This is a genomic window from Streptomyces sp. CNS606 (assembly GCF_000426325.1).
Genome location: NZ_KE384522.1, coordinates 1 through 22,419 on the forward strand (window position 1 = coordinate 1; position 22,419 = coordinate 22,419).

Genomic DNA, 22,419 nt, shown 5'->3' on the forward strand with positions numbered 1-22,419 from the left:
ACGGGCAAGTGTTTCCGGGCGCATCGACCCTGCCCTCCGCCCACGCCCCCTCACGTCCCCTGCCGCCGCCCCCGGCCCACCCCCGTGCCCCTGGGGAAGGGAAAGGCGAGGGGGAACCCGGCGCAGGACCGTACCCTCCCCCCGGGCGACCCCGGGGGAAGTCACCGGAGGCACCTTCCCGAGGGGAGTAAGCCCTCCGAGGAGCCCTGGCGAAGACGCCTGGACATGGGCCGGGCACCGCAGAAGGTGGGCTCTCAGCCGGCCGTCGTGGTGAGGCGGCGCAGGGTGGCGTGGGCAGGCGGGCCCCAGGACGGTTTGCCGCCTGGACGGCCGTGGACTCCGGCATCGCCGATCAGGATGCATACCAGGGCCCGCAGCACCGCCCAGCCGCGGGCGCGCCGCAGGGTCGCCGCGTCCGGGGTCGGCCGGTAGGCACCGTAGAACCGGTCGACGGCGCCGTCCGGCAGCAGCACCCACGGAGCAGCGAGGTCGCAGGCGGGGTCTCCCGCGCAGAGCTCACCGAAGTCGATCACCCCGCAGAAGGTGCCGCCTGCGGTCAGGACGTTGGCCGGATGCAGGTCGCCGTGAATCCACAGCGCGGGCCCGTCCCATGCGGGCGCGGCGGCGGCGTCCTCCCAGATCGCGCGGACGGCGTCCGGCTCGGGGATCAGCCCCAGCCCGTCCGCCGTAGCAAGATGCCGGTCGAACCCCTCCGCCAGGTCGGCCAGCGGACCTCCGCGGAGACCGACGGGGGCCCCGGCGGGAGCGGGCTTGTGCAGAGCCGTCAGGAAGGCGGCCAAGGAGTCGGCCGCACCGATTCCGGTCGTGGCGGGCGCACGGTCGGCAGATTCCCCCGGCACCCAGGTGGTGACGATCCACGGCCGCGGAAACCGCTCGCAGGGTTCCCCCAGCCGCTGCGGAACCGGAGTGGGCAGCGGAAGGTGCGGGGCGAGAGCCGGAAGCCAGGCATGCTCCTTGCGCAGCAGCTCGTCCGCGGACTCCGTCGCCCACGGCAGACGGACAGCCAGGTCCTCCCCCAGCCGCCACAACTGGTTGTCCCAGCCCCGCGCCCCGAGCCGCAACGGCTGCCCGGCCAAGTCCGGATGCTGCTCCCGAAGCAAGTCCCGGATCAGTCCCGCATCGATGTCGATCTCCCCGTGTCCCATGCGGTGCGACCCTAGCGAGCCCCGGCCCGCAAGCGCCGACACTTCCCCAGGGGTCGCCCGGGGGGGGGAGGGTACGGTCCTGCGCCGGGCACCCCTTGCAACCTCCCCTCTCCCAGGGGCACGGGGGTGGGCCGGGGGCGGCGGCAGGGGACGTGAGGGGGCGTGGGCGGAGGGCAGGGTCGATGCGCCCGGAAACACTTGCCCGTGATTTGTGGGCCGCGAAATACGAGTCGTGCCCACCGTTCGCCGAGAACGCGGCCCGTAAATCATGGGTTTCCGGGTCGTCGGCCCGGACCGCAGCCCACGCCCCCGACCCGCACCCACACACACCAGCCACCGCCCCGCGCCCACACCGAGCCCCAACACCCCCACCCCCGTCACCCCCGCCGAGAAGCCGTGGCGCGCCGTACGAGCGACAGGTACCGGTCCCAGTCCCAGTGCGGCCCCGGGTCGGTGTGGTCGGCCCCCGGCACCTCGTGGTGGGCGATGATGTGCTCCCGGTCGACGGGTATGCCGTACCGGGCGCAGATGCCGGCGGCGAGCTTCGCCGACGACTCGTACATCGCGTCCGTGAACCCCTCGGGCCGGTCGACGAAGCCCTCGTGCTCGATGCCGATGCTGCGCCGGTTGTACTCCATGTTGCCGGCGTGGTGGCCGACGTCGAGTTCCCGGATCGTCTGCGCGACGTGCCCGTCCTCGGCGCGCACGACGTAGTGGGCGGCGGCGCCGTGTTCCGGGTCCTGGAAGACCTTGAGCGCCACGGCGTAGCTTCCCTGCACGACGTGGACGACGATTTTGTCGATCTCCCAGTCGTACGGGCGGTCGGCGAGGTTGTAGTTCTCCTCGGAGGCGGGCACCCATTCGGCGCCGGGGTGGTCGACGGCGCCGGGCTCACGGTCGCGCTGGTTGCCGGGCATCCGCCACCACCACCGTTCGAGGTCCTCGTGGACGAGGTAGCCGGCGCCGCCGAGTGTCGCGGCGACGGCGCCGAGAACGACGGCGCGGCGACCGGGCCCGCGGCCGGGCCCCCGGCGGCGCTGCTGGTGACGGCCGTCGGCGCGGCGGGAGGATCCGGACTGGGATTCTGTGGTGCGGCTCACGGCCGGAACAACGCGGACGGGACCCCGTTCGGTTCCACGGCGGGCCGTACCCTGGAGGGGTTATGTCTGACTCCCCCGCTGTCCCCACCGAGACCACCGCGCCGTCGAGGCGGTCCGCGCCGCCGAGCCGGTCCGCGCCGCCGAGGCGGCTGAAGGTGCTGGCCGCCATGTCGGGCGGTGTCGATTCGGCGGTCGCCGCCGCCCGCGCCGCCGAGGCCGGGCACGACGTCACCGGCGTGCACCTCGCGCTGTCGGCGAACCCGCAGTCGTTCCGTACGGGTGCGCGCGGCTGCTGCACGCTGGAGGATTCGCGGGACGCGCGCCGCGCGGCGGACGTGATCGGCATCCCGTTCTACGTGTGGGATCTGGCCGAGCGCTTCCGGGAGGACGTGGTCGAGGACTTCGTCGCCGAGTACGAGGCGGGCCGTACGCCGAACCCGTGCCTGCGCTGCAACGAGAAGATCAAGTTCGCGGCCCTGCTGGACAAGGCGCTGGCGCTGGGCTTCGACGCGGTGTGCACGGGTCACTACGCGACGGTCGTGGTGCGGGAGGACGGCTCGCGTGAGCTGCACCGGGCGAGCGACGAGGCGAAGGACCAGAGCTACGTGCTGGGGGTGCTGGACGAGCGGCAGCTGGCGCACGCGATGTTCCCGCTGGGCGAGACGCTGACGACGAAGGACGAGATCCGGGCGGAGGCGGAGCGGCGCGGTCTGGCGGTGGCGAAGAAGCCGGACAGCCACGACATCTGCTTCATCGCCGACGGCGACACCCGCGGGTTCCTGGCGGACCGGTTGGGCCGCGCGGAGGGCGACATCGTGGACGAGGCGGGGACGAAGGTCGGCTCGCACGAGGGTGCTTACGGTTTCACGATCGGCCAGCGCAAGGGCCTCAAGATCGGTCATCCGGCGGCGGACGGCAAGCCGCGGTACGTGCTGGACATCTCGCCGGTGGACAACACGGTCACGGTGGGGCCGGCGGCGGCGCTGGACGTGGCGGGTCTGACCGCGGTCCGGCCCCGGTGGTGCGGGACGCCGCCGCGCGGTCCCGGCCGGTACACCGCACAGCTGCGGGCGCACGGCGGGGAGACGCCGGTGGCGGCGGAGTGGGCCGGGGACGAGCTGCGGGTGCGGTTCGACGCGCCGGTGCGCGGCGTCGCCCCGGGGCAGGCGATCGTGCTGTACGACGGCACGCGGGTCGTCGGTTCGGCGACCATCGCCACCACCGAGCGCGCGGTGCCTACCCACCGGTAACAACTGCGGTGTACGGTGCACGCATGAGCCTCAGCGAGTTCGACCGGGACACCGCCGTCACTCTGCGGGAGCCGGGCGTGTACGACGCCGACCTGTCCGGCGGATGGGCCATCGGGAGCGCCCTCAACGGCGGTTACCTGCTGGCGACGATGGCCCGTGCACTCGGCGACACGATGCCGCACCCGCATCCGTTCACGGTCAGCACGCACTACCTGACGGCCACGGCGGCCGGGCCGGCGACCGTACGGGCGGAGACCGTACGCGCCGGGCGCACCCTGTCCACCGGCGCGGCCTCGCTGTTCCAGACCGGCCCCGACGGCCGGGAGGTCGAGCGCATCCGGGTGCTGGCGACGTACGGCGACCTGGCGACGTTGTCCGAGGACGTGCGGACGGCCGCGAAGCCGCCGGAGATGCCGCCGTACGAGCACTGCCTCGGGTCGGAGCACGCGCCGAGCGGATCGTCGCCGGCGATGGCGGACCGGCTGGACATGCGGCTGGACCCGGCCACGGTCGGCTGGGCGGTCGGCGCGCCGTCCGGGAAGGGTGAGATGCGGGCCTGGTTCGGCCTGGCGGACGGCCGGGACCCGGATCCGCTGTCGCTGCTGATGACGGTCGACGCGCTGCCGCCCACGGCGTTCGAGCTGGGCATCGGCGGCTGGGTGCCGACCGTCGAACTCACCGCGCACGTGCGGGCGCTGCCCGCTCCGGGACCGCTGCGCGTGGCGCTCAGCACGCGGAACCTGGCCGGCGGCTTCCTGGAGGAGGACGCCGAGGTCTGGGACAGCGCGGACCGGCTGGTCGCCCAGTCACGCCAGCTGGCCCGCGCCGTACGGGGCTGACGCCGGCGCGCGGCCCGCGTCAGGTGGTGGGGGGCCCGGTCGTCGCACGCGGTGCCCGGGGCTCGGTGACGGCCTCCCGCAGCAGGCCGACGTAGGCCGTGGCCCAGCTCTCGGCGGTCGCCGCGTCGAACAGGTCCCGGGCGTACCGCAGATGGCCCCGGATCCGGTCCGTCTCCGGCACGAGGACGAGGCAGACCTCCGAGCGCATGCCGTCGACGGTGAGGTCGTGGACCTCGCCGGCCACGTCCGGCAGGTCGAGTGCGGGCGCCGCCTGGTTCTGCATCACCACGACGGCCTGGGGGAACCGGTCGTCGGCCGGCCGGCCCCGGGCCGCCCTGTCCTCCAGGAGCAGGGCGAGCGGGTGATCCTGGTGTGCGGCGGCGCCGAAGAACGCGCGGGCCGCCGCGTCGACGGGCACCACGGGGTCCCCGTCCCCGCCGGAACGCAGCCGCAGCGGCACGTTGTTGGTGAACGGTGCGACGAGCGGCTCGTGCTCCAGCCGGATGCGATTGGCGATGTTGCAGGCGACGACCACCTCCGGGCGGCCGCTCAGCCGGCACAGCAGGGTGCCGTACGCGCTGAGCATCACGGTGAAGACCGTGGTGTCCCGTCGGCGGGCGAGCGCCTCCACCTCGGCCGACAGGTCCGGGGGGACGGTGAACTCCACCGTGGCGCCCCGGTTGGTGTGGCGCTCGGGGCGGGGGACGTCGAGCGGAAGCGGGAGGTCGAACGGCGCGTCCGCGAGTTCCTCGTCCCAGTAGGCGCGCAATTCCCGGACCCGCGGGCCGGAGAGGTGGTCCCGCTGCCAGCGGCCCACGTCGGGGTAGGTGACGGCGAGCGGGGGCAGGGAGGCCTGCTCGTCGGTGGGCGGGGCGTCGCCGGGGTGACGTAGCGCAGCCGTGTAGAGGGCGGTCAGGTCGCGCAGCAGGACGTCCAGGCCCCAGCCGTCGATCACGATGTGGTGGACCACCAGCAGGAACGTCCACTCCTGAGGGCCGCGGCGGAGCAGCGCGGTGCGCAGAAACGGCGCGACGGCCAGGTCGAACGGTTCGCCCGCGGTGCGCCGCACCCAGTCGTCGTCCACCGCGCCCCGTTCCCCGGGTGGCAGGGTGGACAGGTCGGTGACGGGCAGCGGGACCGGTGAGACGGGCAGCACCTCCTGCACCAGTTCCTCGCCGTACTGGACCAGGCGGCAGCGCAGTGTGCCCTGCCGGGCGGTGAGGGCCGTCAGGGCGCGGCCGAGGGCGTTCACGTCGAGTGGGCCGGTCAATTCGATGCGCTGGGCGACGTTCAGCCCGGCGGGCAGCCTGCCGGCGTGGTGCTGCGCGTGCATGCGGCGCTGGAAGTACGTGGCGGGCCCGCTGGACTCGACCGGCGGCTCGTCAGCGTGCGCGGCGAGCCGGCGCAGCAGGCCGGCCTTGTGCGTGCGCAGCCGTTCCAGCAGGTCGCCGGTCATCGCGTGCTCGGGCGCGTCGTAGTGCAGGCTGTCGCCGTCCGGGTGGAGCCGGACGTCGCGGGCGCGCAGCGTTCCGAGCAGGTCGGTGAGAGCGTCGACGGTCATATCGTGCCCCTCACCCTCGCATCGCCGTTCGCGGCTGCGCTCTGCTCCGGTGGCCCGGCGGGGATGTCGGCCTCCGTCGGGACCGGGTCCTCCCGGGTCATCCGGTCGGCCGCCGCCCGTACGGTCGGCGCGCGGAAGAACTCCAGCACCGACATCTCCGTGCCCAGCGCGGCCCGCATCCGGTTCAGCAGCCGCACCACGTTGAGCGAGTGCCCGCCGAGGTCGAAGAAGGAGCGCTCCACCGAGAGGCGCGCCAGTCCGAGTTCGGCGGCCCACAGGTCGTGCAGGCGCCGTTCGAGGTCGGTACGCGGCGGGGCGTCGCCCGCGTCGGACGACAGGTCCGGCAGCGGCAGGTTCAGCCGGTCGACCTTGCCGCTGGACCCCTTCGGCAGGGACGGCGGGAACACCCAGGCACGCGGCACCAGGTGGTCGGGGAGCCGGTCGCCGAGGGCGCGCACGAGCCGGGTGCGTGTCCGCTCCTCCCCGGCCGGGTTCGGCGGGCCGCCGTCGAGGACGGCGTGGGCGACCAGGTAGGGCGCTCCGTCCCGGTCGGTGCGGGCGACGACGGCCGCCTCCCGCACGCCCGGAAGTTCCGTCAGCACCTGCTCCACCTCCCCGGGTTCGGCCCGGTGGCCGCGGATCTTGACCTGGCGGTCCGCACGGCCCAGGAACTCCAGCATGCCGTCGTTGCGGCGCCGGACCAGGTCACCCGTGCGGTACAGCGGTCCGGCGACGCGTCCGTGCGGGTCCTTGAGGAACCGCTCCCCGGTGAGCTCGGACTGACCGACGTAGCCCGCCGCCAGGTGGGCGCCGGCCACGTACAGTTCGCCGGCGACGCCCACCGGGACGCCGTCCAGTTCGTCGTTCAGGACGAACGCCTGGGTCCCCGGCACCGGCAGTCCGATCGACGGTGCCCCGGAGCGGGTGCCGCGCTCGGGCACCTCGGTCCAGGTCGACACGACCGTGTTCTCGGTGGGCCCGTAGATGTTGACCAGCCGGAACGGCGCGCCGTCCGGGCGCCAGCTGCGGAGCCGTTCGCCGCCGGTGATCAGCAGCCGCAGCGCGGCGTCCTGCGGCCATCGCGCCGCCAGCAGCTGTTCGGCCAGCGGGGTGGTGAAGAACGTGCTGGTGATCCGTTCCGCGACCAGCCAGTCGCGCAGCGCCTCGGGGTCCGCCCGCACTTCTTCGGGAACGACGTGCAGGCTCGCGCCCGCGGCGAGGTGCGCCCACAGCTCCAGCCCGCAGGCGTCGAAGGCGGGGCTGGAGATCCAGGCGGCCCGGTCCACGGCGGTCGTGCCGAACTCGCGGTGGTGCCAGTCGGTCACGTTGGCCATGCCGCCGTGGCGGATACCCACGCCCTTCGGCCGTCCGGTGGAGCCGGAGGTGTGGAGCACGCACAGCAGTGCTTCCGGTCCGGAGGCCGCCTCGTCCGGCACGAGGTCGCCGTCGCCGTCCCGGCCCGCGTCGCCGTCCTCGTGGGAGCCGGGGGTCACGGTGAGGACGGGGTACTCGGCGCCGGGGAAGTGGTCCGCGTACGGCTCGTCGGTGAGCAGGGCGACGGCGCCGCTCTCGGCCAGCATGGACGCGTGCCGTTGCCAGGGGTGGCTCACGTCGAGCGGGAGGGCCGCGGCGCCCGTGCGCGCCACGGCGAGGAGGGCCGCCGCCAGTGCGGGGCCGCGGGGCAGCAGCACGCCCACCACGTCGCCCGGTGCACACCCCAGGTCGAGCAGGGTGCGGGCCGTCCGGGCGGACCGGGCGGCGAGTTCGCCGTAGGTGAGCCGGGTGTCGCCGCACCGCACCGCGAGTGCGTCCGGCTGCGCCGCGGCGCGCCGCAGCACCCGGTGGTGCACCGGTTCGCCGGGCTCCGCCCCGTCATGCGTGCCGGTGTAGGCGGGGGTGGCCTCGGTGCGGGCCAGCAGCTCGCGGTCCTCGGGCATGGGAATGTTCAGCGCGGAGAGCGGGCGTCCCGGATCGTCGGCGGCGGCGGCGAGGATCTGCCGGAAGCAGTCCAGGAAGCGCCGCACGGTCGTCTCTTCGAACAGGTCGGTGCTGTACTCCGCGCGGCAGCGCAGCCCGTCTTCCAGGTCGGTCAGGAACAGCGTGAGGTCGAACGGCGCCTTGCGCAGTCGGAGGTCCACGGCGGTGGCCCGGACGCCGGGCAGGTCCATCTCCAGCACCGGCTTGGTCTCGTACTCCAGGAAGACCTGGGCGATCGGTGCCCGGGCCGGGTCGCGTTCCGGTTCGAGTTCCCGCACCACTTCCTCGAACGGGCACTCCTGGTGCTCGAACGCGTCGAAGGCGGTGTCCCGCACCCGGCCCAGGGCCTCCAGGAAAGTCGGATCACCGCCGAGGTCGGTGCGCAGGGCGAGGGTGTTGACGAAGAATCCGACGCGTTCCTCGGTGCCCGGCGGCCGGTTGGCCACCGGTGTGCCCACCACCAGGTCGTCCCGCCCGGTGAAGCGCCGCAGGGTGGCGTAGAAGGCGGTCAGCAGCACCATGAAGGCGGTGGCCCGGCGTTCGCGGCCCAGGGCACGCACGGCGTGGGTGAGCTGAGGGTCCAGCCGGAGGTGGACCGAGTCGCCGTGCCCGGTGGGCGCAGCGGGGCGGGGCCGGTCGGCGGGCAGCTCCAGGTACGGCGGGGCGCCGTCCAGGCGGTCGCGCCAGTGGGCCAGGCTGCGCCGCCCCTCGGGGGAGGCCAGTGCCTGCCGTTCCCGCTCCGCGTGGCGGCCGTCGCCGGCGGGTGCGGGCAGGCGGTCGGGCCGGCCCTCGACGGCCGCGGAGTACAGCTCACCGAGGTCGCGGGTGAGCACCTCGGCCGACACGCTGTCGAAGACGAGGTGGTGAGCGGTGAGCACGAGGACGTGCCGGTGCGGGGAGAACCGCAGCAGCCGGGTGCGCAGCAGGGGGCCGCGGCCCAGGTCGAAGGAGTGCGCGCACTCCTCCGCCACGATCCGCTCCAGTTCCTCGGCCTCGTCAGCTTCCGGTGCCGCGCCCCGCGCGGCGTCGTCGGTGGCGAGGTCCAGCAGCGGAAGGCCGGCGTGCGGCGTGCGGGTGACCACGAGGCGGGGTTCCCCCTCGACCTCGCGGAACACGGAGCGCAGCGCGGGGTGGCGCTCGACGGCGCGGTGGACGGCGGCACGCAGCGCCTCGACGTCCAGCGGTCCTTCCAGGCGGACGGCGGAGCACTCGTTGTACGCGGTGAGGCCGGGGTGCATGCGGTCCAGGAACCACAGGCGCTGCTGGGCGAACGTCAGCGGCTCGCCCGCCTGCTCGGGTTCCGGTTGCCTTTCAGTTTCCGGTTCCGGTTGCGGTGCCGGTTCCGTCTGCGCCGCCGGGCCGGACTCCGGCTCCTGGTACCTGCGCCGGAGCCGGTCGAGGTACGGCAGGCTGTCCAGGGCCTGCTGCGGGGTGACGCCGAAGTCGACGAAGTAGGCGATCTCGTCGACGCCTGCCGCGAGGACGGAGTCCACGACCCTCGCGGCGCCGTCGGGCGTGCCGATGAGGGCGCGGGACTCGCAGTAGCGCCGGTAGGCGCGTTCGAGGAGGAACTCCAGGTCGTCCTCCGGGGTGTTCTGGTAGTCGATCTCCATTCCGAGGCTGTTGCCGACCTGGCCGAACAGGGACAGGGAGGAGCGCATGTAGCGGCTGAAGGCGGGGAGCGCCTCTTCTCGCGCGCGTGTCTCGTCGGCGCCGAGGTAGCTGTGCAGCAGCACGACGACGCGTCCCGCCGCAGGGTCCAGACCGGCCGCCGCGCGCTCGCTCCGGTACAGGGCGATGTTCTCCGCCAGGTCCTCCACGGACTGCGTCATCAGGTTGGTGATGACGCCGAGGTCGTTCCGGGCGGCCTGCCGGTAGCTGTCCGGATTGCCGACGATCGCGGTGTAGAAGGGCGGCATCTCCTGAACCGGGCGGGGGTAGAGGCGCACCGCCACGTCGTCGCCGTGGCCGTTCGGCGCGGTGATCTCCTCGCCCCGCCACAGCCGCCGGACCGTGTCCAGGTGGTCGTACATGACCTCCTTGTGCCGCCCGTAGTTCTCCGGCCGGAGCACGAAGTCGTTGGCGTGCCATCCGCTCGCGCAGCCGATGCCGACCCGGCCGCCGGAGAGGTTGTCGATGACCGACCACTCCTCGGCGACCCGTACCGGATGGTGCAGCGGCAGCACGACGCTACCGGCGTTGATACGGATGCGGCTGGTCTCGCGGGCCAGCGCGGCGCCGAGCACGGCCGGGTTGGGGAAGACGCCGCCGAAGGAGTGGAAGTGCCGTTCCGGCAGCCACACCGCGTGGAAGCCGTTCCGGTCGGCGAAGCGGGCGCCGTCCACGACGATGGCGTACTTGTCGTCGGTTTCACTCTCGCGCGGGTAGTCGCCGAAGAAATACAGGCTGAAGTCCGGCGCGCCCGGGGCCTTGGACCGGAGCTCGCCGCGGCGCGGTGCGGGAAGCGGACGGCCGCCGGCGGACTCCTGCCGCGGCCGGGGGGCGACCGGCGAACCCTCCGCCACCGGTGCGGCAGTGTGCTGCGGCGGCTCGGGCACGTGCGGCACGGGCAGCGGCGGCGCGTAGGCGGGGACGGGCCGCGCAGCCCCCTGCGGGACGAGGAATCCGCCGCGGCGCATGTCCCACAGGGCGTTCCGCACGGCGTGTTCGAGGAACGCGAGGTCGTCGTCGGTGTGGGCGGTGGAGAGGAAGAAGTTCCGCCACTCCCACACGTACACCCCGCGCAGCAGCAGGTGGTGGAAGAACAGCTCCAGGTTGCCGCGGTACTCGAAGCGGAACATCGACCCGAAGCGGGCGATGCGGACCGGGAACTCCTCGTCCTCGAAGTACCGGTTCAGGCTGCCGGTCAGCCGTTCGGTGCGGGTGTTCAGGTCGTCCTGCAGGCCGGGACCGGCCTGCTCGAGCCGACCGAGCACGGCCTCCGCCGCGGCCATGGCCACGGGGTGCTGGATGTAGGTGCCGCCGAAGAAGGTGGTGTCGCGCGGCGGGTAGCTGTCGTCGCCGTAGGACCAGTGGCCGCCGTCGATGCCGTCCATCAGGTCGGCGCGGCCCGCGATGGCACCGACCGGGTAGCCGCCGCCGAGTACCTTGCCGTAGGTGGCGAGGTCGGGGGTGACGCCGAAGACGCCCTGAGCGCCCTGGAGATGGGGCCGGAAGCCGGTGAGCATCTCGTCGAAGAGCAGCACGATCCCGTGCTGCCGGGTGATCCGGCGCAGCGTGTGCAGGAACTCTCCCGGTTGCAGCCCGGGGTGGCGGCTCTGCACCGGCTCGACCAGCACGGCGGCCACCCGGTCGGCGATCGCCTCGATCGTGTTCAGCGACTCGGGCGCGCCGTAGTCGAGGACGACGAGGTCGCCGACGGCGCCGGCCGGAATGCCGGAGGAGGCCGGAACGGTCGTCCGCCGTCCGTCCTCCACCACCGGCTGGCCGAGCACGTTGTCCGCGTGGCCGTGGTAGGAGCCGCGGAACATGACGACGGTGTCGCGGCCGACGGCCGAGCGGGCGAGACGGATCGCTGCGGAGTTCGCCTCCGTGCCGGAGTTGGCGAAGGCGACGCGGTCGAACCCGGTGATGCGGGCGAGGAGTTCGGCGGTCCGGCCGGTCTCCTCGCTACGCGGTCCGAGGCGCAGCCCTCCGGACAGGTGGCGGCGTACGGCCTCGTCCACGAAGTCCGGTTCGTGGCCGAACAGCAGCACGCCGAAGCCCATGGTGATGTCCACGTACGGGTTGCCGTCGACGTCCACCAGCCGCGCCCCGCGCGCGGACCGGGCCGCCAGCGGGTACTGCATCTCCTTGGTGGCGCTGCGGAAGCCGACCACGGCGCGGCTGTCGGCGAGCACCCGCCGGTGCTTCTGCGTGAGTTCCTTGGAGGTGGCGGTGCGCCGGGTCAGCCGGGCGGTCAGATCCTCGACGTGGGCCCGCTGTGCGTCGGTGAGTCTCCCGGCGGCCATACCGGCGGTGCGCGGGACGCTGACCCGGGGGCCGAGAGCCGTGGATGCGGACGTGGCCCGCCCCGGCGACGCCTCCGCGGGTGTCTGCGGCGAACGGGGTGCGGGCTCGGGTTCCGGTACGGCCGGGGTCTCCGGGGCGGGATGAGGGGTGCGGTCGGCATGCCGGACGGACGGCTGCGGCGGTGTTTCGGACGCCCCCGCGACGGGACCGCGCACGATGCCCGCGCCGCCGAGCAGGGCGAGTTGGTCCCCCATCAGCCGCGAGAAGCCCGACATCAGATCGAGCTGGCGTTCCACCAGCCTGCCGACCTCCGTGTCCGCTGCGACGGGTGGAACCGGCGCGGGGAGAGCCGGGGTGGAGACGGCGGCGGGAGCGGGGGCGGCCGGCGGTGCCGGTGCCGCGGCCGATGCCGGTGCCGGTGCCGCGGCCGGTGCCGAGGCCGGTGCCGGTGCCGGTGCTGCGGAGGCCGGCACGGCGGTGTCCGCGCCGAGGAGTTCGCTCGCCCGTTCCGGGCTGATCCGCTCGGCGAGGACCGCGCTGAGCCGCTCCGGGGTGTCGGCCTCCTCGAAGAGCTCACGCATGGCGATCCGCACGTCGAAGACCTTCTCCAGGCGGCGGATCATGTTGATGAGCAGCAGCGAGTCCGCGCCCAGGTCGAAGAACGCGGCGTCCGGCGGCACGTCGTCCACGGCGAGGGAGAGCTGGTCGGCGGCCAGCTCCCGGACCCGCCGGGTGAGCGAGGCCTCCAACCGGTCCGCCGGGGCGGCGGCGTCGGCCGGGGGCGTCGGGTCGGTGTCGTTCGTCATCGGCGTGCCTCCGGCCGGAGGCGTGCCCGCTCCGGCGCTGATCCAGTGGGACGTACGGGCGAAGGGGTGCGTGGGGAGGGGAACGTGGCGGCCGGGGTCCTCGGCCCGGACCAGCCCCCTGAAGTCCAGGGCGACTCCACGGCAGTGGAGCTCGGCGGCGGCCCGCAGCAGGCCGCCGGTGCCCGGCTCGCGGCGGGGCTGGGACGCCGTCCAGTGCGCCGCCGTCCCGGCGCGTCGCGCGATGGCGGTGAGGGTCGCGTCCGGCCCGGCCTCCAGGCAGAGGGCGGTGCCCTCGGCGTCGAGGCGGGCGAGCACCGCCGCGTAGTCCGCGGTCTCCCGGGTGTGCCGGAGCAGGTGCCCGGCGGCCGGCAGCAGTCCGGCGGGCAGCAGTTCACCGCCGACGTTGCTGACCACCGGGGTCCGCAGGGGACGCAGTTCGACCTGTTCCAGGTGGAAGCGGAACTCCTCCAGCATCGGTTCCACCAGGGAGCAGTGGAAGGCGCGGTCGCCGCGCAGCGGGCGGACCGCGTGTCCGGCGGTCTCCAGCCGCTGCGCCGCCTCGGCCACGGAGGCCTCGGGGCCGGCGAGCACGTGGTGCGTCACCGCGTTGACCACGGCGATCTCCACGTCGGGAAGGCCGGCCGTGGCCACGCCGACGGCGCTACGGTCGGCTTGGACCGCCGCCATCGCGCCCGGCGGGCAGTGCCGTCGCATCAGTCGGCCGCGCGCCGCGGTCAGGTACAGGCCGTCGGCGAGGCCGAGCCCGCCGGCGGCGTGCAGTGCGGCGTACTCGCCCACGCTGTGGCCGGCCAGCAGGTGCGGGCGGACGCCCAGCGACTCCCACAACCGCCACAGCGCGACCTCGAACGTGAACAGCGCCGGCTGCGTCACGTCGGTGGTCCAGACGTCCTCGGTGCCCTGGGGGTCGTCGGCGAGCAGCGCTTCGGTGAGGCTGCCGTCCCAGATCTCGCGGTAGAGCTGCTCGCATTCCTCGACGGCCTCCCGGAAGACCGGGAAGCGGTGGTGGAGGGCGCGGGCCATGCCGCGGCGCTGGGTTCCCTGCCCGGAGAAGACGAGAGCGACCGGCCCGGCTCCGCCGTCCGGGGCGCAGCCGTCGGCCCAGGAGGGGCGGGCGACGCCGGGGCCTCCTGCGGGGGTGCCGAGGAAGTCGTCGAGTGCCCGCGCGATCTCTTCGGTGCCGGTGCCCAGGGCCGTCATCCGGTGTGCGTGGTGGGGGCGGCGGAGCGCGGCGGTGGCGAAGACGTCCGCGGGGCGCGGCGGCGGGTCCTCCCGAAGGCGGTCACGATAGGCGGCGGCGAGTTCCCGCAGCGCCGGTGCGGTGCGGGCGGAGAGCGGCAGCAGCCCCGGGCCCTCGCTCGTGCCGTCCGGTGCGGGGTCGGGACGCGCCGTCTCGGTGGGCTCCTCCAGGATCAGGTGCGCGTTGGTGCCACCCACGCCGAGGGCGCTCACGCCTGCCCGGCGGGGTGTGGCGCCGCGCTCCCAGGGCCGGCCGGTGGCGGGCAGGTAGAACGGGCTGCCGTCGAGGGCGAGGGCGGGGTGGGGGCGGGTGAATCCCGCGAGCGGCGGTATCCAGCCGTGGCGCAGTGCCAGGACGGCCTTGATCAGCCCGGCCATGCCGGCCGCGGTGTCGAGGTGGCCGATGGCCGGCTTGGCCGAGCCGAGGGCGCAAAACCCGGCCCGGTCGGTGGTCTCCCGGAACGCTTCGACGAGCGCCTGGAACTCGATCGGGTCGCCGAGTGCGGTGCCGGTGCCGTGGGCCTCCACGTAGCCGACGGTGTCTGCTCCGACGCCCGCCGTCCGCAGGGCGCCGGAGATCACCCGCCGTTGCCCGGTCATGCCGGGGGCGGTGAAGCCGACCTTTCCGGCGCCGTCGTTGTTGACGGCGGAACCGAGGATCACCGCGTGCACCGTGTCGCCGTCGGCGAGCGCCCGGTCGAGGCGCTTGAGCAGGACGGCGGCCACTCCGTTGCCTCCGACGGTGCCGTCCGCGGCGGCGTCGAAGGCACGGCAGGAGCCGCTGCGGGAGAGGATCGAGCCCGGTACGTACGGGTAGCCGGCGTGCTGGGGCACGTGTACCGCGCCGGCTCCGGCGAGGGCCAGTTCGGCATCGCCGGACAGCAGCGACTGGACGGCCAGGTGCACCGCGACCAGGGAGCTTGAGCAGGCGGTCTGCACGCCCACGGCCGGCCCGTGCAGCCCCAGGCGGTGTGCCACGCGGGCGGCCGCGAAGTCGGGCTGGTTGCCGATGGCGACCTGGAGCGCGGTCACGGGGTCGCGGGTGTCCTGGGTGGGTGCCAGGTTGTTGAGCAGGTAGGTCTGCAGGGCGTGCAGGGTCATGCCCGTGGTCGCGAAGACGCCGACGCGCGTGGTCTCCGGCACGCCGGCGTAGCCGCCGCCCTCCAGCGCCTCGTGGCACACCTCCAGCAGGAGGCGCTGCTGCGGCTCCATCAGCGCGGCCTCGCGGGCGCTGATGCCGAAGAACGCGGCGTCGAACAGGTCGGTGCCCTCCAGCGGGCCGCCGGCGGGCACGTGGTCGGCGTGGGAGCGCTGTTCCTCGGTCACCCCGGCCGCGGACAGTTCCGCGGGGGTGAAGCGGCGCAGTGCCGACGTTCCGGAGGTGACGAGCCGCCAGTAGGCGTCGAGGTCGGGGGCGCCCGGGAAGCGGCCGGCCATGCCGATCACGGCGATCCGGCGGTCGTCCGCCGTGCCCGGGGCGGGTTCCGGGGGGCCGGGAACGGGCTGTCCCTGTGCGGCGAGATGTTCGGCGAGTTCGACGGCCGTCGGGTGCTGGAAGAGGAGGGTGCGCGGGAGTTCGCGGCCGAGGGCGCGTTCGAGGGCTCCGTGAGCGCGCATCAGCTGGATGGAGCCGAGTCCGGCGTCGTAGAACGGGCGTCGTTCGTCGATGCCGTGGCCTGCCGCCTCCGTCAGGGCGTGCAGCACCAGCTCACGTATGCGGGTCCGGTCCGCGTCCCGGGAGCGGCCGTCGCCGGGGGCCGCCGGGGGCGGCGCGGCGGGGGGCGGCGCGTCCCGCACGCTTGGTGCGGCGGCCGCCGCGGCCTCTTCGTCGGCGGGGCCCGCCGCTCGTACCGGCACGGGCACCTCGCGGCCGCGCAGGTCGCGCAGGGGCGGCAGCTCCCCCGCGTCGCCCGCGGTCCGGGAAGCCTGGGGCACCTCGAGGGCGGCGGGCCGTTCCGGCCGGACCAGGCTTCGCAGTGCCGGGGAGGTCTCGTCCAGTCCGACGAAGTAGCGGTCCGGCCGGTGTGCGAGCACCGTACGGGCCAGGCGGCGTCCTTCGGCGGCGCTGAGCGCGAGCAGCCCGCGCCGGGCGGCGGCCTCCTCCCACGCGCTGTCGCGGTTCATGCCGACGCCTCGCCACAGTCCCCACACCAGGCAGTGCCCGGGGGCTCCCACGGACGTCAGCTGGTCGCCGAGGGATTCCAGGAAGCGGTTCGCGGCGATGTAGGAGCCGGACGCCGCGGAGGGGGCGGCCGTCAGGAGGGAGGAGAAGGACACGAACCGGGCGCCGGGCCGCTCGCGGACGAGCCGGGCGAGGTGCACGGCGCCGACGGTCTTCGCCGCGGTCGCGGCCCTCCAGTGGTGCGGGTCCTCGTCGCGGAGCAGCACGGCGTCGAAGGCACCGGCCAGGTGCAGCACGCCGTCCAGCGGTCGGCCCCACGTCGCCTCGGCCTCGGCCACGGCCTCGGTCACGGCGGCGCGGTCGGTGACGTCGACGGCGCGGTAGCGGACGTCGCCGCCCAGCGCTCGCAGCCGGTCCAGGGCGCGGGCGGCGGCACCGGAGGCCGCGTCCTCGGGCACCGGGGTGCGGCCGAGCACCAGCAGCCGGAGCCGGACTCGGCCGAGCAGGTCGGTGAGCACCTCGGTGCCCACGCCGCCCAGTCCTCCGGTGACCACGAGGCAGGCGCCGTCGGCGTACGGGGGCTGGTCCGGCTCGCCGTACGGCGGCGTGTCGATGCGGACCTTCACCAGGCGCCTGCGGTGGCTGCGGCCGTTGCGGATCGCGGTCTCCACCGGCCCGGACCGTCCTCCCGGGCCGTGGGGCAGTGCGGCGAGCGCGCGGCACAGGTCCGTCGCGTCCTGTTCCGGGGTGGCGCCGGCGAGGTCCAGGTGGCGTACGTCGGCTTCCGGCGTCTCCAGGGCGAGGCTCACCGCGACGCCCGCGGTGAGCGCGCCGGGGGTGCCGACCGGTTCGCCGCCGGTGATCCGGTGCAGTCCGCGGCTGACCGTGACAACGCGCGCGGCATCCGCCGCGGTGTGCTCCAGGAGGGCCTGCCCGGCGAGCACCAGCGCGGGGCCCGCCGCAGTGAGGGCGGCGGGCAGATCCGCGTCGTCCGGGGCGGCGAGGTCGAGGGTCGCGTAGCCGGCGAGGTGGAGCAGGGTGGTGGGCGTCCGGTCCTCGGCGCGCAGATCGTGCCAGAGGGCTCTCCAGTGACCGGGGTCGGCGAAGTCGAGGGTGAAGCGGCCGGGGCCGGTGCGCGTGTAGGCGCTGCCGTGTGCGGCGACGGCGGCCGCCTCGAACGCCGCGCCGTGCGCGGTCAGTCGTGCCGCCAGGCCTTCCCGGTCGGCGACGATCAGCGTGGTGCCGGGGTCGGGGGGCGGGGCGTGCCCGGGGCCGTCCGGCATCTCTTCCCACACGGCGCGGTGCACCGCGTCGGGTACGTCGAGGGCGTCGTCGGCGCCGAGGCTCAGGGTGCGCAGCACGTCGTCGAAGGCTCCGTCGAGGTACCGGCGGCGGATGTCGGTCCGCTGGATCTTCCCGCTGGTGGTCTTGGGGAATTCGGCGGCGGGGACGGGCACCGCCTGCGTGCCGGCCAGCTGGAAGCGCCGCGCGAGTTGCGCGGTGACCCGCCGGGTGCGGCCGACGGTGGCGCGGTCGGTGGGGGCGGCGTCTCCTTCCGGTACGAAGAAGACGACGAGCCGTTCGCTGCCGGTCTCCGGGTCCGGCACTCCGCAGGCGGCGACGGAGCCGGCCCGTACGCCGTCGACCGCGCCGACCACGTCCTCCAGTTCATGACAAAAGTAGTGGCTGCCGTTGACGATGATGACTTCCTTGCGGCGGCCGGTGAGGGTGAGTTCGCCGTTCCGGAGGAAACCGAGGTCGCCGGTGTCGAACCAGCCGTCGCCGCGGAAGGCTTCGGCGTCGGCCTCGGGGTTGTCGACGTAGCCGGGGGTGACGCGGTGGGAGCGGACCTGGAGCCTGCCGATGCGGCCTTCGGGCAGGACCCGGTCCTGGTCGTCGCAGATGCGGAAGCTCGCCCCGAGCGTCGGCGGCCCCATGCTCAGGAACGTGGTCCGCTCGTGCCCGGGCACGTCCTCGCCCACCCACTCCAGGTCCGTGGAGAGGGACGACTTGCGCACCCGGGTGACGGCCCCGGGCGTGCCGAAGCGCTTGTAGCAGATGGCGGTGCAGGTCTCGGCCATCCCCCAGGCCAGCAGCACGCCGTCCGCGCGAAGACCGAACGGCGCCGTGGCGTCCACGAAGTCGCGGACGACGGGAAGGGTGCACTGCTCTCCGGCGTTGATCAGCGACCGGACCGAGGTCAGGTCCCAGCGCCGGTCCGGGTGCCGCCGCAGGGCCTCGACGACCAGTTTGAAGCCGAAGTTCGGAGACCAGCTGTGTGCCGCCGCGTACCGCTCGAGCAGGTCGAGCCAGAGCAGCGGGTCGGCCAGCACCAGTTCGGTGGGGGTGTGCACGGCGACGCAGCCGAGCACGGTGTCGCGCAGGTGGAACATGAGCAGCCCGGCGACATGGTCGAGCGGGAGCCAGTTGACGGTCGTGTGCTGCGGCGCGACGTCCTGCGCACGGGCGCCGGCCACGTACTCCATCACACCGCGGTGGGTGATGCGGATGGCCTTGGAGCGTCCGGTGCTGCCCGAGGAGAGCTGCAGCAGGGCGGTCTCCTCCGGATCCGGCCGGTGCACCTCGGAGACCGGTTCGGCCTGCATCAGCTCGTCGGCGTCCAGCACCCGCACACCGTGCACGGGGTAGAGCGCGGGCAGCGCCCGCACTCCGTCGACGGCCGGCCCGGAGCAGAGCACCACGGGTTCCCGCAGCGTCTCCCAGGCGTGGCAGAGCTTCTCCAGTACGGCGCTCCGCGTCTCGTACCCGGGCGGCCGGGCCACCGTGACGGGCACGATGCCGCCCAGCAGGCACGCCCACAGGGCGGGGAAGTAGGCGTCGAGCGTGGGCAGTTGGAGGATGGCGCGGTCGCCCGGGCGAAGCCCGGCGGCGCGCAGCCCGCCGAGCATGCGCCGGGCGCGGTCGAGGAGGTCGGGGTAGCCGACGAAGACGGTGCGGTGCGGTTCCAGAGCGAGGTGGAGACCGGCGTGCGGGCGTTCCGCCGCGGTCCGCACCAGGGCTTCCGGAAGCGTGCCCGGGAGGTCGGCCACGAGGTGGAGTTCCGGGCCGTGGCTGAGCGCGGCGGGCTTCGGGTTCCCGTCGGGGCCTCCGGGGCCGCCGCCGGCTCCCCCGGAGGCCGACGGCGGGGCGGCTTCCGCCACGTGTGCGGCGTGCGGCTCCGCGGGCTCGACGCGGGGCCGTTCCCGCCGCAGCGGGGCGAGCGTGACCTCGACGTGCCGGCCCGCGGTCCGGCACGTGTCGCGGTACCGGGCCAGCAGCGCCTCGTCCAGTACCGGAACCTCTTCGAGTGCGGCGTGCTCCACCCCTCCGTCGGGGAGGCGGGGCACGTCGTCGACCAGCACGGCGTGCGCGGTGACGCCGTGCTGCAGCGCGGCGGCCGTGACCTGGCGCCGCAACCGCGCGAAGTCCGCCCGGCCGTCGGGGACGACGTAGGCGAGGACCGCCGTCCGGTGCGGAACGAGGGCGCAGTCGAGGACGTGCCGTATGCCGCGCAGACGTGCCTCGAGCCGGGTCATGTCGTCGGTGTCCATCGTTCCCGTTTCCGAGGTGGGTGGTCGCCCGGCCGGTCGTCCGGCCCAGCGGTCGGGGCTTTGTCCGCGGCCGGGCGGGACAAGGCTGCCGCCGCCCCGTCCGTGCCGCCGTCTTCGGCGCCGGCGGCGCCTGTGCCGTGCGTGCCGCCTGTGCCGTGCTTGCCGTCGGTGCCGTCCGGACCCTCGGCGGGGGCGGCGGGCGGCGGCAGGCGGCGCAGCGCCAGGAGGAAAAGCAGCGCCAGCGCGATGGCGACGCCGTGCGCCGTCGCCACGACGGAGAGCGGCGTGTGGTGGTCCAGCAGGGAGGCCCACAGCACTGTGCCCGCGCCGAGGGCGCCGGTCTCGGCCATCGCGGCGAGTCCGAGCAGACGCCCGCGCTGCACCTCGGGGAGGGCCTGGAGCCGCGAGTGGTACACGATTTCGGTGAAGCCGTCGGCGACGCCCGCCGCGATCGCCACACCCATGAGCGCGACGGCGGGCAGGTCGGCGAACGCCAGGATGAAGAAGCCGGACATCAGGCAGGTACCGACGGCGAAGGCGCGCTCCCCGCCCGGCCTGCCGGACGCGTCGGAGCCTCCTCCCGCCCACCGCGAGACCGTGCGCAGCCGGGAGACCAGCTGGTGGGCGAGCAGACAGCCCACGGCCCAGACGGCGTAGAAACGGCCGACGAAGGCGGCAGCGTCCCCGGGCGCGATCTGCTCCGCGTACACGGGGAGGCCCACCTGGTGCGCGGCGGAGCCCATGTTGTCCACCGCACGGACCAGGATCAGGCAGAGCACGGCCGGAGCGAACCGCCACAGGGCGGACGGCGAGACCGGGTTGCGGGTGCCGGGGCGCCCCCGTGCGGCCCGCGCCCGGTCCGCTCCGCCCCGGGCGCCGCCGGTCTCACCGCCGTCGCCCTCGGCCCGTTCGCCGTTGCGGGCGGCCGGGGCGGCTCCGGACAGTGCCAGCGCCGTGAGGGCGAGGGCGGAAGCCAGGAACGACGCGGCGTCCACCAGGAACGCAGTGGTGTAGCCCGCTCCCGCCACCACGAGTCCGGCCGAGGCGAACCCGAGGATCATGGCGAGCGAACGCCCCGTGACCAGCAGCCCGTTGGCCCGGACCCGCAGCTCCTGCCCGACGATGTCCGGGACGGCGTGGCGCCGGGCCACCCCGGTGAGCGTGGAACCGCCGCCCATGACGGCGGCGAGCACGTAGAGCAGCACGGCCTGCGCCGCCCCGGGCGCCAGCAGGAAGACCAGCAGGGCCGAGGCCTGGCAGAGATCCGCGCCGATCATCAGACGGACGCGGTCGAACCGCACCACGATCCGCCCCGCCACGTACCCGGAGAGGACCGAGGAGGCTATGCGCAGCACGAGGAACAGGCCGAGCGACAGCGCGCTGCTCGACGTCTCCAGCACGTACAGGTTGAGCGCGACCAGGTTGAGGTACGTGCCGTAGGACGAGACCGCGTTGCTGACGACGAGGGCGTGGAAGGGCCGGCCCAGCGAGAGGGCCGGCCGCCCTCTGCCGAGTAACCTCCCGCGCCGACGGCGTCCGGCCTTCGGGACGGCGCCGCCGTCCCGTCCCGGAGTTCCCGTCATCTGTTCTTGTCGACCTGCTGCGACTCCACCTGCGCCTGCTCGTGAGCCTCCTCGAGGGCCTCCTTGGTCGCCGCGCTCACCGCGCTCTGGTCGGCGGCCTCGGACACGGCCTGGTCGGCGGCCTTCTCCGCGGCGGTCAGCAGCACGGTGTCGTCCGGCCGCTGGTCCTCGAAGTCCTCCGGGTGGTGGCAGGCGACCTGGTGGCCGGTGCGCAGCGCGACCAGCGGCGGCTCCTCGACCTTGCACACCCGGGTGGCCTTCCAGCACCGGGTGTGGAACCGGCAGCCGGTCGGCGGCTTGATCGGGGAGGGCACGTCGCCCTGGAGCAGGATGCGTTCCGCGCCGCGCCGGGCGCGGCCCCGCGGGTCGGGCACCGGCACCGCGGACATCAGTGCCCGGGTGTAGGGGTGCATCGGCGCGCTGTAGAGCGACTGGCGGTCCGTCAGCTCGACGATCTTCCCCAGGTACATCACAGCGATGCGGTCCGAGACGTGCCGGATGACCGACAGGTCGTGGGCGATGATCACGTACGTGAGCCCGAGCTCGTCCTGGAGGTCGTCCAGCAGGTTGACGACCTGGGCCTGGATGGAGACGTCGAGTGCGGAGACCGGCTCGTCGGCCACGACCAGCTTGGGGTTGAGGGCGAGCGCGCGGGCGATGCCGATGCGCTGCCGCTGGCCGCCGGAGAACTCGTGCGGGTAGCGGTTGTAGTGCTCCGGGTTGAGGCCGACGACGCCGAGCAGCCGCTGCACCTCGGCTTTGAGACCGCCCTGCGGCTTGACGCCCTGGAGCTTGAACGGTGCGCTGACGATCGCACCGACGGTGTGCCGCGGGTTGAGCGACGAGTACGGGTCCTGGAAGATCATCTGCACGTCGCGGCGCAGCGGGCGCATGCCGGCCGTGCCGAGGTGCGTGATGTCGCGGCCCTCGAACTCGACGGTGCCGCCGGTGGGTTCGAGGAGGCGGGTGATGAGCCGGCCCATGGTGGACTTGCCGCAGCCGGACTCGCCCACCACGCCGAGGGTCTCCCCGGCGCGCACGTCGAAGTCGATGCCGTCGACCGCCCGGACGGCGCCGACCTGCCGCTTGAGGAGCCCCTTGGTGATGGGGAAGTGCTTCTTCAGGCCCTGGACGCGGAGCAGGGTCTCGCCGGGGGCCGGGTCCTCGGTGAGGGTGGCGGCCTGCGTCGCCGACCCGAGTGTGTCCGGCTGCTCGGAAGTCGTCATCTGCTCGTC

8 protein-coding genes are annotated in these 22,419 nt (G+C 74.4%); 2 read left to right on the forward strand and 6 right to left on the reverse strand.

What is annotated here, in order from left to right; translation table 11 throughout:
• Positions 1-254 precede the first annotated feature (254 nt).
• The gene (locus K304_RS0124765) at positions 255-1,166 is read right to left on the reverse strand and encodes an aminoglycoside phosphotransferase family protein (RefSeq protein WP_027765903.1); all 912 of its coding nucleotides are present in this window, start codon (positions 1,164-1,166) and stop codon (positions 255-257) included.
• Positions 1,167-1,543: 377 nt separating this feature from the next.
• Positions 1,544-2,266, reverse strand: a complete 723-nt coding sequence (locus K304_RS0124770; protein ID WP_027765904.1) for a peptidoglycan recognition protein family protein — start codon at positions 2,264-2,266, stop codon at positions 1,544-1,546.
• A 62-nt stretch (positions 2,267-2,328) separates the two neighbouring features.
• Between K304_RS0124770 and mnmA the strand changes: the two genes are divergently transcribed.
• Both mnmA and K304_RS0124780 read left to right on the forward strand, forming a co-directional pair.
• Positions 2,329-3,516, forward strand: coding sequence for a tRNA 2-thiouridine(34) synthase MnmA (mnmA, locus tag K304_RS0124775; protein WP_486591800.1), 1,188 nt, complete (start codon positions 2,329-2,331; stop codon positions 3,514-3,516).
• A 23-nt stretch (positions 3,517-3,539) separates the two neighbouring features.
• Positions 3,540-4,355, forward strand: a complete 816-nt coding sequence (locus tag K304_RS0124780) for a thioesterase family protein (RefSeq protein ID WP_037792040.1) — start codon at positions 3,540-3,542, stop codon at positions 4,353-4,355.
• Between the two features lie 19 nt (positions 4,356-4,374).
• On the opposite strand, the gene K304_RS0124785 is transcribed toward K304_RS0124780, so the two are convergent.
• From K304_RS0124785 to K304_RS0124800, 4 genes are read right to left on the reverse strand one after another with little or no spacing between them, the layout of a single operon-like run.
• Entirely contained in the window at positions 4,375-5,916 is a 1,542-nt protein-coding gene (locus K304_RS0124785; RefSeq protein WP_027765907.1) for a condensation domain-containing protein, read from the reverse strand.
• Positions 5,913-19,601: a hybrid non-ribosomal peptide synthetase/type I polyketide synthase gene (locus K304_RS34250; protein ID WP_027765908.1), complete on the reverse strand. Its 13,689-nt coding sequence runs from the start codon at positions 19,599-19,601 to the stop codon at positions 5,913-5,915. Before K304_RS34250 ends, K304_RS0124785 begins: the two co-directional genes overlap by 4 nt.
• On the reverse strand, positions 19,583-21,184 hold the full coding sequence (locus K304_RS31155) for an MFS transporter (RefSeq protein WP_051308822.1): 1,602 nt from the start codon (positions 21,182-21,184) through the stop codon (positions 19,583-19,585). The genes K304_RS34250 and K304_RS31155 overlap by 19 nt, the downstream gene beginning before the upstream one ends.
• Positions 21,181-22,410: a dipeptide ABC transporter ATP-binding protein gene (locus tag K304_RS0124800; protein WP_106965674.1), complete on the reverse strand. Its 1,230-nt coding sequence runs from the start codon at positions 22,408-22,410 to the stop codon at positions 21,181-21,183. Before K304_RS0124800 ends, K304_RS31155 begins: the two co-directional genes overlap by 4 nt.
• Positions 22,411-22,419: the final 9 nt, after the last annotated feature.